The following is a 13,816-nucleotide window of genomic DNA, read 5'->3' as shown; positions in this document are numbered from 1 at the left end:
CGGGACCTCCGCCGACCGGCCGGTCGCGGCTTTCAGGCTTCGCTTTGCAACAGATCGGCAAACTGGGCTTCGCGCTTGGCCATCTTCGCCTGCACCGCCGCCATCAGGTCCTGCGGCCGCAACATGCCGGCGTTCCAGGTCGCGATATAGTCGAGGCCGTCGGCGACCGAGTGGTCGCGTGCATAGGCGAGGTTGCGCTTGATGCCGGTGATCGCCAGCGGCGACTTGCGCGCGATCGCGTGCGCCAACTCGAGGGCGCCCGCAACCAGCGTCTCGCGCTCGTCATATACCGTGGAGACCAGACCGAACCCTTTCGCCTCCTCGGCGGAGAACCGGCGCCCGGTATAGGCGAGTTCGGCCGCCACGGACGGCGCGATCAGCTTGGGCAGTCTTTGCAGCGTGCCGACATCGGCGGCCATGCCGATATGGATTTCCTCGACGGCGAAGGCGGCATCGGCGGCGGCGAGCCGCATGTCGCAGGCGGTGATCAGGTCGACGCCTGCGCCAACGCAGGCGCCGTGCACGGCTGCGATCACCGGAAATCGCGCCCGTTCCAGCGCGGTGAAGGCGTCCTGCAGCGTCAGGATCAGATCGCGCATGGCCAGCGCCGCCCGTCCCGGTTCGGCCTCGAACAGTTTTGCGATGTCGGCGAAGGCGGCAAGATCCATGCCGCCGGTGAAATTTTTGCCCGCGCCCGAGATCACCGCGCAGCGCACGGTCTGGTCGCGGCCGAGGGCGGCGATCAGGCGCGGCAGGTCGGTCCAGAAATCGGAGCTCATGGCATTGGCCCGGTCGGGTCGGTTCATCACCAGATGAACGACGGCGCCATGGCGCTCGACGTGGAAGAAGGTGCTTTCGAACGCGGTCATGGCGGCGAGTCCCCGGTTGCGTCGGACACGGCTGCCGACTGGGCCCGACTATTCCGCGGCTTCGGCGCGCGGCGCAAGCCCCAGCCAGGCCCGGCAGTCGGCGAGCGCGCGGCCGGTCAAAGCCTTCTTGCGGGCGATCGCCTTTTCCTTGCCACGAAAGCGCCGGCCCTCCGGCTTTTCGATCGCGCCGGGCTCGAGCGGCTCAAACAGGCCGAAATTGACGTTCATGGGCTGGAAGGAGCGTTTGCCCGGCTCGTCGTCGGAGACGATGTGGCCGCCGGTGATGTGGGAAAGCAAGGCGCCGAAGGCGGTGGTAACGGGCGGCGGCGGTGCGGCGCGGCCGAGCCGCTCGGCGGCGGCGAAGCGTCCGGCAAGCAGACCCATCGCGGCGCTTTCGACATATCCCTCGCACCCGGTGATCTGGCCGGCAAAGCGCAGGCCTGGTCGCGATTTCAGTTGCAGCGCGCCGTCGAGCAGGACGGGTGAGTTGATATAGGTGTTGCGGTGCACGCCGCCGAGCCGGGCGAATTCGGCCCGTTCAAGCCCGGGGATCATGTGCAACACGCGCGCCTGCTCGCCATATTTCAGCTTCGTCTGAAAGCCGACCATGTTGTAGAGCGTGCCCAGCGCGTTGTCCTGGCGCAGCTGCACGACGGCGTAGGGCTTGATGTCGGGGGCGTGGGCGTTGGTCAGGCCCATCGGCTTCATCGGTCCGTGGCGCAGCGTCTCCGGCCCGCGCTCGGCCATCACCTCGACCGGCAGGCAGCCGTCGAAATAAGGCGTGCCTTCCCACTGCTTGAACTCGGTCTTGTCGCTGTCAATAAGCGCCTGGACGAAGGCCGCGTACTGGGCCTTGTCCATCGGGCAGTTGATGTAGTCCTTGCCGGTGCCGCCTGGACCGACCTTGTCGTAGCGCGACTGGAACCAGCAAATATCCATGTTGATCGTATCGAAATGCACGATAGGGGCGATCGCGTCGAAAAAAGCCAGTGCGTCGGCGCCGGTTTCGGCGCGAATGGCCTCGGCCAGCGACGGCGCGGTCAGCGGGCCTGTGGCGATGATCGCCTGGTCCCAGTCCGCCGGCGGCAGGCCGCGGACTTCCTCGCGCACCACCGTGATCAGTTCGTGCGTCTCGACTTTCTCCGTCACGGCGGCAGAAAAGCCTTCGCGGTCGACGGCCAGCGCGCCGCCGGCCGGAACCTGGTGGGCGTCGCCGCAGGCCATGATCAGCGAGCCGGCAAGCCGCATCTCCGCATGCAGCAGGCCGACCGCGTTGGTTTCGGCATCGTCGGAGCGGAAGGAATTCGAGCAGACCAGTTCGGCGAGCCCGTCGGTCTTATGGGCGTCGGTGCCGCGCACGCCGCGCATTTCGTGAAGGATGACGGGAACGCCGGCCTCGGCGATCTGCCAGGCGGCTTCGCTGCCGGCAAGACCGCCGCCGATGACGTGGATGGGTTTTGTGTTCATGGGGTCGAGATAGTCCCCGCGCGGGCCGAATGCAATCGGCCGGTGGGCGGTTGCACGGCACGGCGTTTTTCGATTTGCCGGGCCGCGCGTCGTTTTCTATGATCGCACGATGGTGGGTGGCGGGTCATTCGGGCGAATCATCGTGGGCTTCGGGCTGGTTGCCGCGGCCGGCTGCACGTCGGTATCGAGCAACTATACCGGCGAGATCACCAAGACCACAACCAAGCGGCTTTATGTCTGCCACGGCTATAATTGTTCCTACAAGACCAGGCTGACCCTGACCGCCCGCGATGGCGAAACCTTCGGCGGCATGTTCGCTTATGCCGAAACGGCGGCGGACGAACGCGGCGCGATCTCCAAGGCGGTGCAATATTTTGAGGATCGTGCTGGCGGCGTGATCGGCGTGCGCGACGCTGCCAAATCCAATCTCGCCGGCTCCCGGGTCAAGGGCCAGATGGATTGCATCGACGAATCGACCAATACCCGCTCGCTGCTGCTTTATCTGCAGGAACGGGGTCTCCTGAAGCACCATACGGTGGAGTGGAATCGCTCGCGGGGCCTGTTCGTCGACGGCCGCTATCCGCATTCCACGGCGATGATCCGCGAGCGCGGCGGCACGCTGTGGGCGGTCGATAGCTGGTACGAGCCGATGGGCGGCGCGCCCGACATCATGCTTTACAGCGAATGGCGCTCGCGCGGGGTGATGGGTGCGCGCTGAGCGGGTGTTCGCGCCCGAAATCGGATATGGATGATCGTGGCAGAATGGTCGTTGGAGACCGGGGCATGGCTTGCGCTGCCCGCAAAAAAACAACACCCGCCGGGGGAGGAGGTCCGGCGGGTGTCGTTTTGGCGGCCGGCATCCGGGAGGAGGTGAATGCCGGCCTTATCCGACAGGACCTGGGAGGAGGATGGTCCTGGCGAAATTCGTGTTCTGTGTTAGATCGAGCGGCGGGCGACGAAGGGGATATCGCCGCGGCTGATGCCCAGATCGTTGAGTTCGCGGTTCGAAAGGCGGCTCAGCTCGTTGACGGTTTCCCGGTAGCGGCGCCAGTTGCGATAATTGCGGATCAGGTTCATGGTCGTTCTCTTTCGTAAATCTTCGTTTCGGCTGTTCTCGTTGACAATTGGAAGATAGGGGCGTTCGGGGCCGATTTGAAGCGCATATATTGCATAGCAGCAATGCATTTTGTGCGGCGCAACATCAGCGGATCGTCACATAAACGCCGCACTCCGCTTTGCCTCGTGTCGAGGCGCGGGCGCGGTCGTATGGTGCAGCGCGGCAATTCCGGTAAAACCGGCTTCTATCCGCGCTCGCCAAAACCGCTAGGATAGAGCGATTCCGGACGGTACACAGCGAGCGACCATGGCTTCCTATGCGACACGATTGAAAACCGATATCGAGCGCTGGCGGGCTGCGGGGCTGGTCGACGCGACGACGGCGCGCCGGCTGCTCGAGGATGTCGAAAACACCGGTCGCAGAGGCATTTCGTTCGGCGCCATCGTGGCGATGCTGGCCGCGCTGTTGCTCGGCGCTGCAATTCTGATCTTCGTGGCGGCGAATTGGCAGGCGCTGCCGCGGCTTGCCCGGGTCGGCATGCTGTTTGCGGTGATTCTCTCCGGCTATCTCGGCGGGGCGGGGCTGCGCGCGCGCGGCCAGAACGGGGCCGGCGAGGCTGCCTATATGGTGGCCGCCGCCGCCTTCGGCGCCTCGATCGCGCTGATCGGCCAGATGTATCACCTGTCGGGCGACGAGGCGGCCGCGCTGCTCACCTGGTGCCTGGGCGTGGGGCTGGCCGCGATCCTGCTGCGGTCGCCCGCCCTGACGGCGGCTGCGGTCGCCTTGTCCGTCGCCTGGTTGTGGACGGATAGCTGGGATTTTTGGCGCCAGTCCCCCTTGCCTTGGCAATGGCTGGTGCTGGCGGCCGGCTTGTGGGCGGTGTCGTTGTGGACCGCCAGCCGTGCGGCCAGGCATTTGCTGTTGCTCGCTTTCGTCGGTTATGTCTGCTTGATCTATCTGCATGGCGAACGCCTGGCGGTTCCGGTCGCGCTTGCCGTGGCATCGGCCTTGTTTCTGGCGGTGAGCGCCGCGCGCGAGGCGGCCAGTGAGCGGATCCTGCGTTTGGGCGGCGGCGCGCCCGTGCACGGGCTGATCGGCTTTGCCGTGGCGATGATGCTCATCCAGGCGGAAATCGTCGACGATCCGGTCTTCATGCTGGCGGCGCTGGTGACGTTTGGCGGCTGCGTGGCCGCCTTGATGCTGGCTGGCCGCGACAGCCGCGCCCTGCGCTGGTGCGCCTATGCGCTGTTCACGCTCGAATTGGGCGTGGTCTATGTCGCCACTGTCGGAACCATGCTCGGCACGGCCGGTTTCCTGCTCGCGGCCGGACTGATCCTGGCGGCGATGGCCGCCGTCATCATTCGCCTCGAAAAAAGACTGCTCGCGCCCGCGACCGGTCGGGGAGCGCCCTCATGAAAGCCAGGACCGGGCTTTTCTTCGCTGCCGCCCTTGCCGCGGCGCTGCTGCAGATCGGCTTTTTGGCATGGATGATCCAGGCCCGCGCCGATATTTTGCGCCATGGCTGGGAGGTGCGCCTCAAGGTCGAGCCGGTCGATCCGCGCGATCTGCTGCGCGGTGACTATGTGCGGCTCGGGTATGGCATCTCCGTCCTGCCCAAAACGCTGTTTTCGACGCCGCCCGCGGGGACGCTGGCCGAGGGCGCGATCGTTCTGGTCGATGTCCAGGCCGACGAAAAAGGGCTTTTCCAGCCGGTGGCGATGCATTTACCGCAGGGGGCTCCGCCGCCGGACGAAAAAAGCGTGCGCCTGCGCGGCGCGCTCCGATCCGGCCTGTCGCCGGCGACCGACCGGGTCAGGCTGCGCTACGGCATCGAGCGTTTCTATCTGCCGGAAGGCGAGGGCAGGGCGATCGAGGCCGACATGCGCAAGCGCAGCTTTTATGTGATCGCCGCCGTCAGCGCCGCCGGGCAGGCGCAGATCAAGGCGTTTCAGGACGGCGACACCACGCTCTATCAAGAGCCGCTTTATTAGCCGCGCAGCCATTCGAATCGGTAGGCTGAAGCCGACCGCTTGAAAAAACCTAGCATGACGGAAAAAAAGCCGCATTTTTGCGGCCTTTTTCCTTTGAAGCCACAAAGGCTGATGATATAGAACGCCGCGCTTTCGGGGGTCAAAAAGCCTCCGGAGCGGGTGTGGTGGAACTGGTAGACACGCAGGATTTAGGTTCCTGTGGCGCAAGCCGTGGGGGTTCAAGTCCCTCCACCCGCACCACGAAGCCACTCCCGGCAAGAGAATCCGGCTCACGAAACGGCAGGCGCCGGATCGCCGGCATTCGCGAAGACAAAGGTTTGATGATGCAGGTAACCGAAACGCTGAATGAAGGGCTGAAGCGGGAAATCCAGGTGGTGGTTCCCGCCAAGGACCTGGAAGCCCGGCTGATGGAGCGGCTCGAGGACGCCAAGGGCAAGGTGCGCATCAACGGCTTCCGGCCGGGCAAGGTGCCGATGCAGCACATGCGCAAGATGTACGGCAAGGCGGTGATGGCGGAGGTCGTCAACGACATTCTGTCGAATTCCACCGGCTCGATCATCTCCGAACGTGGCGAGAAGGCCGCCATGCAGCCCGAAGTCACGATGACCGAGGACGAGAAGGAAGCCGAGAAGGTGCTGGCCGGCGAGGCCGATTTCAGCTTCCAGATCGCCTACGAGGTGATTCCACCGATCGAGATCCAGGCCGTCGACACCATCAAGGTGACGCGCGAGGTCTACGACGTCGAAGACGCCGAGATCGAGGAGCAGATGCTGCGGATCGCCGAATCGGCACGCAGCTTCACGCCGAAGAAGGGCAAGGCCGAAGACGGCGACCGGGTCACGCTGGATTATGTCGGCAAGATCGACGGCGAACCCTTCGAGGGCGGCGCGGACGACGGCGCCAATCTGGTGATCGGCTCCAAGCAGTTCATTCCCGGCTTCGAGGAACAGTTGGTCGGCGCCAAGGCGGGCGATGAAAAGACCATCACCGTCACGTTCCCGGCCGAGTACCAGGCGGCGCATCTGGCCGGCAAGGAAGCGACGTTCGATGTCAAGATTTCCGAAGTCTCCAAGCCGGAGGCGTTGGAACTCAACGACGAACTGGCCAAGAATCTCGGGCTCGATTCGATCGACAAGCTGCGCGAAATCGTCAAGGGTCAAATCGAAAGCCAGTACGGCGCGCTGACCCGTCAGAAGGTCAAGCGCCAGCTTCTCGACGCGCTCGACGGAGCCTATTCGTTCGAGGCGCCGTCCAAGTTGGTCGAGGCGGAATTCCAGAATATCTGGAACCAGGTGACGAACGATCTCGAAAAGGCCGGCCGCGGCTTCGAGGACGAGGACACGACCGAGGACGAGGCGCGTGCGGAATATCAGCGTCTCGCCGAGCGTCGCGTGCGGCTCGGCCTGGTGCTGGCCGAAATCGGCGAGCAGGCCGGCGTCCAGATCACGGACGAGGAGATGCAGCGCGCCCTGATCGAGACCGTGCGCCATTATCCCGGCCAGGAAAAGGAAATCTACGACTATTACCGCAGCAATCCGCAGGCGCTTGCCACGCTGCGCGCGCCGCTGTTCGAGGAGAAGGTCGTCGACCATCTGCTCGGCCAGGTCGAGGTGACCGACAAGAAGGTTTCCAAGGAAGAGCTGCTGGCCGACGACGAGGACGAGACGGCCGAAAAGCCGGCCAAGAAGGCGCCGGCGAAGAAAAAGGCCGCACCGAAGAAAAAGGCCGCGGCCAAGGACGCAGAAGAGAGCGCCGACTAGAAGACGGCCTCCCTTTCAACCGAGTCATGTGAAAACGGCCGCCCGATCCGGGCGGCCGTTTTGCGTTTCGCGCTGTGCGGCTGCGGTCAGCAGCGGTCGCGGATCGCGATTATCGATTTGTTCAGACCGAACGCTTTCTCGTGCACGATCGCGGCATCGGGAAACAGCCCCGCCATCTCACGCGTCGACAGGAGCCGATGATGGTGGATGATGTCGCGCGCCTCCTCCAGCGAGCCGATGCGCTGGAAAAAGCCGAGTGCGAAGCGCGTCAGCAGGGCGGCGCGGACGCGTTTGGGAAGGTACTGGAAGCCTGGGAAGCGGAAATGCGGCTCGTAGGCAAACCAGTAGTTCGGCGTCTGGACGTAATAGCGCGGCGCCAGGCGGCGCGCATTGGCGGCGAACGCCTCCATGTTCGACCAGTCGCCGACATGCTCGATCACCGAATTGGAGTGAACAAGGTCGAACTGCCGGCCGTCAAACAGCGCCGGATCCGAGGCGCTCTCGGCGACGAAACTGAACAAGGAAGGGTCCTCGACCTGCTGGTCTTCGGTATTGACCATGGTGAAGGACAGCCGGCCGCGATTTTCGCGGATGAAATCGGCGCCGATCTTCCAATAGGTCTCCGTCCCGCCCAGATCGAGGATCTCGGCGCGGCCGCGTTCGGCGATGATCGCCTCGATCAGGCGGCGGATATGGACGAAGCGGCGGGCCCGGAACCCGAATTCCAGGCTGTTCGAATTCTCGTACGGATTGGCCCGGCGCGGGCCGAGCATGTCGAGACCGCCGCTGTCGGCTGTCTGGCGAATAAGCATGATAAACTCCCACGGTCACCCGCTGAGAGTGTTAAACGAAAGTTAATCGACTTGCTTAACAATTGACAAATTTGGTTAATTGCCTTTTCGAGATGGGATTCTCGAAAAACCTTATTTATTTAAAATATTATTCAAATTTGAATGAATATATATTGAAAAATTACATAAATTTTAGATCAATTGCAGACCCTTCAGGCTGGCGTGGCCGTTCTTGCCGACGATAATGTGATCGTGGACGGCGATGCCGAGCGGTTTGGCCGACTCGACGACCATCCGCGTCATCTCAATGTCGGCGCGCGAGGGCGTGGGATCGCCTGAGGGGTGGTTGTGGACCAGGATCAGGGCCGTCGCCGACAATTCGAGCGCACGCTTGACGACCTCGCGCGGATAGACCGGCGTGTGATCGATCGTTCCCTGCTGTTGGACCTCGTCGGCGATCAGCGCGTTCTTCTTGTCGAGAAACAGGATGCGGAACTGTTCGCGCGGTTCGAACGCCATCGCGGCGCGGCAATAGTCGATAACGTCGCTCCAGGAGGTCAGGACCTGGCGTCCGCGAATGCGACCCTTGAGCATCCGTTCGGCCGCGGCGGCGACCAGTTTCAGGTCGAAGGCAACCGCCGGGCCGACGCCCTGCACCTCGCGCAGCAGGTGTTCCGGTGCGCCCAATACTTCGGCGAACGATCCGAAGCGGGCGATCAGCGTCTTGGCAACCGGCTTGGTGTCGGCGCGCGGAATCGAGCGAAACAGAAGCAATTCAAGAAGCTCGTATTCGGCGAGCGCGGCCTGGCCTCCGTCGCGCAACCGCTCGCGCAGCCGCTCGCGATGGCCCGAATAATGCGGCTTGCCGGCGCGGGGCACGGGGTTTTCGGCAAAAAAGCCGCGTTCGTCGTCATCCTCCGGCGCCATCCACCCTCCCGCTTGCAGGACGCACATTCCATGACCCACCCGGCGGCAAGCCTAGACCGTTTCGTGGCCGGAGGGAATCGCCGTGCGGAATGGGGCGGAACGCTGCGTTTTCAGTCGCGCAGGCCCGGCCGGTCGAGCTCGGCCGGCGACAGGGTGAAAATCTCGCAGCCGGTTTCGGTGACGCCGATACTGTGCTCGTACTGCGCCGACAGCGAGCGGTCGCGCGTGACCGCCGTCCAGCCGTCCGACAGCACTTTGACATGCGGCCGACCGAGATTGATCATCGGCTCGACGGTGAAGATCATGCCCGGTTTCAGCTCCACCCCTTCGTTCGGGCTGCCGTAGTGCAGGATGTTGGGCGCGTCGTGAAACAGAAGGCCGACGCCGTGGCCGCAAAAATCGCGCACTACCGAACAGCGCTCGCCTTCGGCATAGGTTTGGATTGCCGCGCCGATCGCGCCGGTGCGTGCGCCCGGCCGGATCGCCGCGATGCCGCGCATCAGGCTTTCATGGGTCACCTCCAACAGCCTTTCGGCCGCCCGCTTGATCTGCCCGACCGGGTACATGCGCGAGGAATCGCCGTGCCAGCCGTCGAGGATGTAGGTGACGTCGATATTGACGATGTCGCCCTCGCGCAAAGGCTTGCGGTCGGGAATGCCGTGGCAGACCACGTGGTTGATCGAGGTGCAGGACGATTTGGTGTAGCCGCGATAGTTGAGCGTCGCCGGGATGGCCTCGTGGTCCATGCCGAATTCGAAGATGAAGCGATCGAGCGTTTCGGTGGTGACGCCGGGTTCGACCATCGGAACAAGCTCGTCGAGGCAGCGCGCGGTCAACTGGCAGGCGCGGCGCATGCCTTCGAAGCCGGTCTCGTCGTAGAGGCGAATCTGACCGGTGTTTTTGAGTGGCGCGGTTGCCGCGTCCTGATAGGTGACCATGGGCTCGTCTTTCGGGCGTGCGTTGGCAACGGGAGCGGGCGCGGCCGTCGGTGGCGGCACCTTCATACGCAGATTTGGCATCGAAGCGCGCCGGCATCAAGCCCGCAGCGCTGCCATTGCCGCGAAGGGCGCATGCCTGGGTCGACCGGCATGGCCAAAAGCCCCGCCTCGATGGGGCGGGTCGCGCTGCATTCAATGGGATCACTGGAAAGATTGGCACGCCCAACGGGACTCGAACCCGTGTTTCCGCCGTGAAAGGGCGGCGTCCTAGACCGCTAGACGATGGGCGCGCGGGGAACGTGCGGCCTTATAGTCAGCTTCCTGTTGGGCGACAACCCGCAAAACAGATCGGGCGGAAGATTTTTTGCCGGGCTGCATAAATCACACGCCAATGCCTGTCGTCGCGCTGCAGCGATCGCGAAAACCGGCGAGTGGGAAGGCGGGAACGGCGGGGCTCAGCGCCGGCGACGACAGCGCCAGTTCCAGTCCCGCTCGGGACCGACATCGATATGCACCGATTTGGTGTGGCAATAGGTGCCGACACCGCCGCGACCGGGCATGGCGCGGACAAAGCGGGCCAGTTGCGCCTTGGATACGCCCGGCACCTGCACATCGGCGGCCGCGCAATACATGTGCAAGGAGTTGCGCGCGCCGCGCGCGCGTCGATTGCGCGCCGGGCTGCGATAGCCGGAGGTGACGATAAGCTTCTTGCCGAAATGCTGCTCGACCCGGCGCAGCACGCGCACGAGCGACGGTTTGAGGCAACCGACATCGACCCTGTCGGTCTGCTTGATCAAGCCGTTGGGGGCAAGACGGGCCAGACCCGCCGCCGAGGCCACGCGTACCGGCTCGCCGGCCTCGTGCACGTCGATGTCGTCGTCTTCGTCGAGCCCGGATTTTCTGGTGATCTCGAACAGCGCCGATTGGCGCACGCCGGGCAGGGCATCTCCGGAACCGGTCGGCGAGACCGGATCGATGATCGGCTTGGCCGGTCCGGTCGAGGCAAGCGCGACCACCGGCTCGCGGCGCGGCGTGGTTCTTGCGGCAGGCCGCTCGGCCGTGTCGGCCGAGCGCACGTCGTTGGAAAACAGGCTTGCCAGAAAACCGCGCTTTTGAACCGGCGCGGGCGCGGGCCCGGGGCCGCTCTCGATGAAGGCGGTGGGTTCGGGGGCGACGGGCTGCGTTGCGTCGTCGGTCGATGCGGCGGTTTCTTCGGCGGCGTTCGCCGGCGCGGGCAGGGGAGGTGTTGCGGTTTCTGGCTTGTCGGCCGGTATGGCGGCGGCAACGGTCGTTTCGGGCGTTGCGATGCGATTCTGGCGCGGCGCGCGGCCGCGCTCGGTCTCGGCGGTTCGTGGCGCGGGACTGTTGAACAGGCTGGCGAAGAAACCGCGTTTTTTCGGCGGTTCGGCCGGCGGTGCCGGGGCGGGTTGCAATGTCGCGGCGGCGGTTGCCCCGCCCGACTCGTCGCCGGTCTCGACCGCTCGGTCCTGTCCGTTAGGCGTTGCGGCAAGGGCCTCGGCGCTCTCCTCGCCGGGCATCGGCGCGCCCGTGCCGGGCTTGTCGGCGGGCAGGTAGGCGACCTCGGTGGGTAGCACCGTGTCGCCTTCTTCTATCACGGAAGGCGGGGGCGCTTCGTCGATCGTGGCGAGATCGCTCTCTTCGATCGCGTCCAGAACGACCGGGCCGGTCGTGGTGCCGCTGGTGCCGTTAAAGGACGGGGAGGCGACATCGAACATCGATCCGCCGGTCGTGCAGGCGCTGAGCAGAACCGACAACGCCGCTGTCGCGAGTATGCGGCGGTTCCTGCTGCCAACGAGCGCTTGCGTTGTTTTCAACGGATTCCCCTCTTACCGTTCCCAATTCGGAACGCAGCCCTTCCAACCCCGTGCCCACCGGAGCCGGACAATCGCGGAATCGATCATTCGAGCCCTAACGAAGTCACGCTCAAAGTGCAATCCCGGCCGCCACCCCGCGCTAGGAGTGAAATGCGGCAGCACCGTGTTGCACAGGCGGTTGCGCGGCGTTTGCGCCGTCGCGCGCCATCACAGACCATTACCGTTCGTTACCCGACTTGTACCGTTCTACTGCCCACCTGCCGCGCTTCGCTATACCCTGACGGTGACGTAGTCGCCGGGCGCGTCGCCCAAAATCGGCACTTTTTCGTCTTCAGGCCGCCGCGCGGACACGCGTTTGCGATCCTGTTTTTCGATCCATTTTTGCCAGTGCGGCCACCAGGAGCCGGGATTTTCCTTGGCCGACTTGACCCAGTCGTCGAAGGCGCCCAGCGGTGGCCCGCCGGTCCAGTGCTGGTATTTGTTCGATTGCGGCGGGTTGACGACGCCGGCGATATGGCCCGAGCCCGCCATCACGAACTCCACGTCGCCGCCGAAGAACTGGCAGCCGACGAAGACCGAGCGGGCCGGCGCGATATGATCCTCGCGCGCGGCCAGATTGTAGACGGGGATGGTGACGTCCTTCAGCGACAGCGTCTCGCCGCCGAGCACCATCCGCCCGCGCGACAGATTGTTCTCCATGTAGCAGTTGCGCAGATAGAAGGAGTGGTTGGCGGCGGCCATGCGCGTGGAATCGGAGTTCCAGTACAAGAGGTCGAACGGCATCGGCTCCTTGCCGCGCATGTAATTGTTGACGACGTAGGGCCAGATCAGGTCGCCGGCGCGCAGCATGTTGAAGGCGGTGGCCATCTTGGTGCCGTCGAGATAGCCCTTTTCGTTCATGGCCCGTTCGAGCGCGGCGACCTGGTCCTCGTCGACGAACACTTTCAGGTCGCCGGCATGGGTGAAATCGACCTGGGTGGTGAAGAAGGTGACGGAGCCGATGCGCCGGTCGCCACGCTTGGCCATCAGGGCGAGGGCGGCGGCCAGCAGCGTGCCACCGACGCAATAGCCGATCGCGTTGACGGTGCGCTCGCCGGTCGCTTTCTCGATCGTGTCGAGGCAAAAGCCGATGCCTTCCTCGATATAGGCGTCCCAGCCCTTCCTGCCGTGGCGCCCGTCGGGATTGACCCAGGAAATCACGAACACGGTGTGGCCCTGTTCGACGGCCCAGCGGATGAAGGATTTTTCCGGGTTCAGGTCGAGAATGTAGAATTTGTTGATCCACGGCGGGCAGATCATCAGCGGCCGTTTCAGCGCCTTGGGGGTGGTCGGCTCGTACTGGATGATTTCGGCCAGCTCGCTACGCGCGACGACCTTGCCCGGGCTGGTGGCGATGTTTTTGCCGACCGCGAATTTGGAGTAGTCGGCCTGGCGCAGTTTTAGATCGCCCTTGCCGGCGGCGATGTCCTCGGCCAGCATTTTCATGCCGCGCACCAGGTTTTCGCCGTTGGTGGCCACCGTCTCGCGGAACAGTTCGGGATTGGTGAGGATGAAGTTCGACGGCGAGATCGCCTGGGTGATCTGGCGGACGTAGAAATTGGCCTTATGGCGGGTGTGTTCGTCCAGGCCGTCGGCATGTTCGACAAGCTCGCCCGCCCAGCGCGAGGTCACCAGATAGGCTTGTTTGAGGAAATCGAAAAACGCATTGCGGCCCCATTCGGGATCCTGGAATCGCTTGTCGCCGCGCTCGGGCTCGACGCCGCCTTCGCCGCGCTGCTCGCCCGACATCCTGCCGACCGCGTTCGACCACACGTTCATGTAGCCGGCGAACAGCTTGGTCTGGGCCTCGAGCGCGCGCGCGGGGTCCGACAGCCAGTATTCGGATAGTTTGGAAAAGGTCTTGACCATGTCGGCCATCGGCTCGGCGACGCTGTCGCGCACCTCGCCACGTTCGCGCGGCGTCACCCAGGCCGAGGCCGCCTTGCCGGCCTGCTCGATCATGTGGGCGAGATTGCGGGCGAACTGCTCCGGATCCTTGACGATATATTGTTCGACCGACGAGGCGCTGGCGTCCGTATTGGTCTTGTCGTCCTGGCTGGCCATTGCGGCGCTGCTCCTCCCGGGCCTTTTGTTGACACAATATCATGTGACGGCCATAGCGGTCCATTGAACCGGCGGCCG

The 13,816-nt window shown here is 64.4% G+C and carries 12 protein-coding genes and 2 tRNA genes; 5 read left to right on the top strand and 9 right to left on the bottom strand.

Going from position 1 to position 13,816, the window contains the following annotated elements; genetic code table 11:
• Positions 1–32 precede the first annotated feature (32 nt).
• Together EP380_RS11755 and trmFO are read right to left on the bottom strand one after the other, a co-directional pair.
• Positions 33–869: a crotonase/enoyl-CoA hydratase family protein gene (locus tag EP380_RS11755; protein WP_106569221.1), complete on the bottom strand. Its 837-nt coding sequence runs from the start codon at positions 867–869 to the stop codon at positions 33–35.
• A gap of 48 nt (positions 870–917) precedes the next feature.
• Complete coding sequence (gene trmFO, locus EP380_RS11750; RefSeq protein ID WP_127598767.1) at positions 918–2,336, bottom strand: methylenetetrahydrofolate--tRNA-(uracil(54)-C(5))-methyltransferase (FADH(2)-oxidizing) TrmFO; 1,419 nt, start codon at positions 2,334–2,336, stop codon at positions 918–920.
• A gap of 142 nt (positions 2,337–2,478) precedes the next feature.
• Here trmFO and EP380_RS11745 point away from each other — a divergent pair, with 142 nt between their 5' ends.
• On the top strand, positions 2,479–3,054 hold the full coding sequence (locus tag EP380_RS11745; protein ID WP_238719832.1) for a hypothetical protein: 576 nt from the start codon (positions 2,479–2,481) through the stop codon (positions 3,052–3,054).
• 218 nt (positions 3,055–3,272) lie between these two features.
• Here EP380_RS11745 and EP380_RS11740 read toward each other — a convergent pair whose 3' ends face one another.
• Positions 3,273–3,413 carry a DUF1127 domain-containing protein gene (locus EP380_RS11740; protein WP_106569223.1) on the bottom strand — a complete coding sequence of 47 codons (141 nt, stop codon included), beginning with the start codon at positions 3,411–3,413 and terminating at the stop codon, positions 3,273–3,275.
• A gap of 286 nt (positions 3,414–3,699) precedes the next feature.
• Between EP380_RS11740 and EP380_RS11735 the strand changes: the two genes are divergently transcribed.
• From EP380_RS11735 to tig, 4 genes are all read left to right on the top strand, one after another.
• Positions 3,700–4,809 (top strand): DUF2157 domain-containing protein, encoded by a 1,110-nt coding sequence (locus EP380_RS11735; RefSeq protein ID WP_127598766.1) that lies wholly within the window; start codon positions 3,700–3,702, stop codon positions 4,807–4,809.
• Positions 4,806–5,384, top strand: coding sequence for a GDYXXLXY domain-containing protein (locus EP380_RS11730; RefSeq protein WP_127598765.1), 579 nt, complete (start codon positions 4,806–4,808; stop codon positions 5,382–5,384). Before EP380_RS11735 ends, EP380_RS11730 begins: the two co-directional genes overlap by 4 nt.
• Positions 5,385–5,539: 155 nt before the next feature.
• Positions 5,540–5,624 (top strand) — tRNA-Leu (locus EP380_RS11725).
• 83 nt (positions 5,625–5,707) lie between these two features.
• On the top strand, positions 5,708–7,144 hold the full coding sequence (gene tig / locus EP380_RS11720) for a trigger factor (RefSeq protein ID WP_127598825.1): 1,437 nt from the start codon (positions 5,708–5,710) through the stop codon (positions 7,142–7,144).
• A gap of 86 nt (positions 7,145–7,230) precedes the next feature.
• Here the strand turns inward: tig and EP380_RS11715 are convergent, their stop codons facing one another.
• From EP380_RS11715 to EP380_RS11690, 6 genes are all read right to left on the bottom strand, one after another.
• Complete coding sequence (locus tag EP380_RS11715; RefSeq protein ID WP_127598764.1) at positions 7,231–7,956, bottom strand: methyltransferase domain-containing protein; 726 nt, start codon at positions 7,954–7,956, stop codon at positions 7,231–7,233.
• Positions 7,957–8,127: 171 nt separating this feature from the next.
• A complete protein-coding gene (radC, locus tag EP380_RS11710) occupies positions 8,128–8,862 on the bottom strand; it encodes a RadC family protein (protein ID WP_127598763.1) in 735 nt (244 codons plus the stop codon).
• Between the two features lie 110 nt (positions 8,863–8,972).
• Positions 8,973–9,800 carry a type I methionyl aminopeptidase gene (gene map, locus EP380_RS11705; protein WP_127598824.1) on the bottom strand — a complete coding sequence of 276 codons (828 nt, stop codon included), beginning with the start codon at positions 9,798–9,800 and terminating at the stop codon, positions 8,973–8,975.
• Between the two features lie 214 nt (positions 9,801–10,014).
• A tRNA-Glu gene (locus EP380_RS11700) sits at positions 10,015–10,090 on the bottom strand.
• 165 nt (positions 10,091–10,255) lie between these two features.
• On the bottom strand, positions 10,256–11,575 hold the full coding sequence (locus tag EP380_RS11695) for a D-Ala-D-Ala carboxypeptidase family metallohydrolase (protein ID WP_238719831.1): 1,320 nt from the start codon (positions 11,573–11,575) through the stop codon (positions 10,256–10,258).
• 330 nt (positions 11,576–11,905) lie between these two features.
• A complete protein-coding gene (locus tag EP380_RS11690) occupies positions 11,906–13,738 on the bottom strand; it encodes a PHA/PHB synthase family protein (protein WP_127598762.1) in 1,833 nt (610 codons plus the stop codon).
• Positions 13,739–13,816 lie beyond the last annotated feature (78 nt).

It is taken from the genome of Nitratireductor alexandrii (assembly GCF_004000215.1).
In the GTDB taxonomy this organism is placed as follows: Bacteria; Pseudomonadota; Alphaproteobacteria; order Rhizobiales; family Rhizobiaceae; genus Mangrovimarina; species Mangrovimarina alexandrii.
Note: the sequence above shows the minus strand (reverse complement) of the source record. Positions and strands in the feature narration are given on the sequence as shown.

Excerpts from the sequence above, each read along its gene's own strand:
- EP380_RS11755 (WP_106569221.1), bottom strand. The coding sequence starts at position 869 with ATGACCGCGTTCGAAAGCACCTTCTTCCACGTCGAGCGCCATGGCGCC.
- trmFO (WP_127598767.1), bottom strand. The coding sequence starts at position 2,336 with ATGAACACAAAACCCATCCACGTCATCGGCGGCGGTCTTGCCGGCAGC.
- EP380_RS11740 (WP_106569223.1), bottom strand. The coding sequence starts at position 3,413 with ATGAACCTGATCCGCAATTATCGCAACTGGCGCCGCTACCGGGAAACC.
- EP380_RS11735 (WP_127598766.1), top strand. The coding sequence starts at position 3,700 with ATGGCTTCCTATGCGACACGATTGAAAACCGATATCGAGCGCTGGCGG.
- EP380_RS11730 (WP_127598765.1), top strand. The coding sequence starts at position 4,806 with ATGAAAGCCAGGACCGGGCTTTTCTTCGCTGCCGCCCTTGCCGCGGCG.
- tig (WP_127598825.1), top strand. The coding sequence starts at position 5,708 with ATGCAGGTAACCGAAACGCTGAATGAAGGGCTGAAGCGGGAAATCCAG.
- EP380_RS11715 (WP_127598764.1), bottom strand. The coding sequence starts at position 7,956 with ATGCTTATTCGCCAGACAGCCGACAGCGGCGGTCTCGACATGCTCGGC.
- radC (WP_127598763.1), bottom strand. The coding sequence starts at position 8,862 with ATGGCGCCGGAGGATGACGACGAACGCGGCTTTTTTGCCGAAAACCCC.
- map (WP_127598824.1), bottom strand. The coding sequence starts at position 9,800 with ATGGTCACCTATCAGGACGCGGCAACCGCGCCACTCAAAAACACCGGT.
- EP380_RS11690 (WP_127598762.1), bottom strand. The coding sequence starts at position 13,738 with ATGGCCAGCCAGGACGACAAGACCAATACGGACGCCAGCGCCTCGTCG.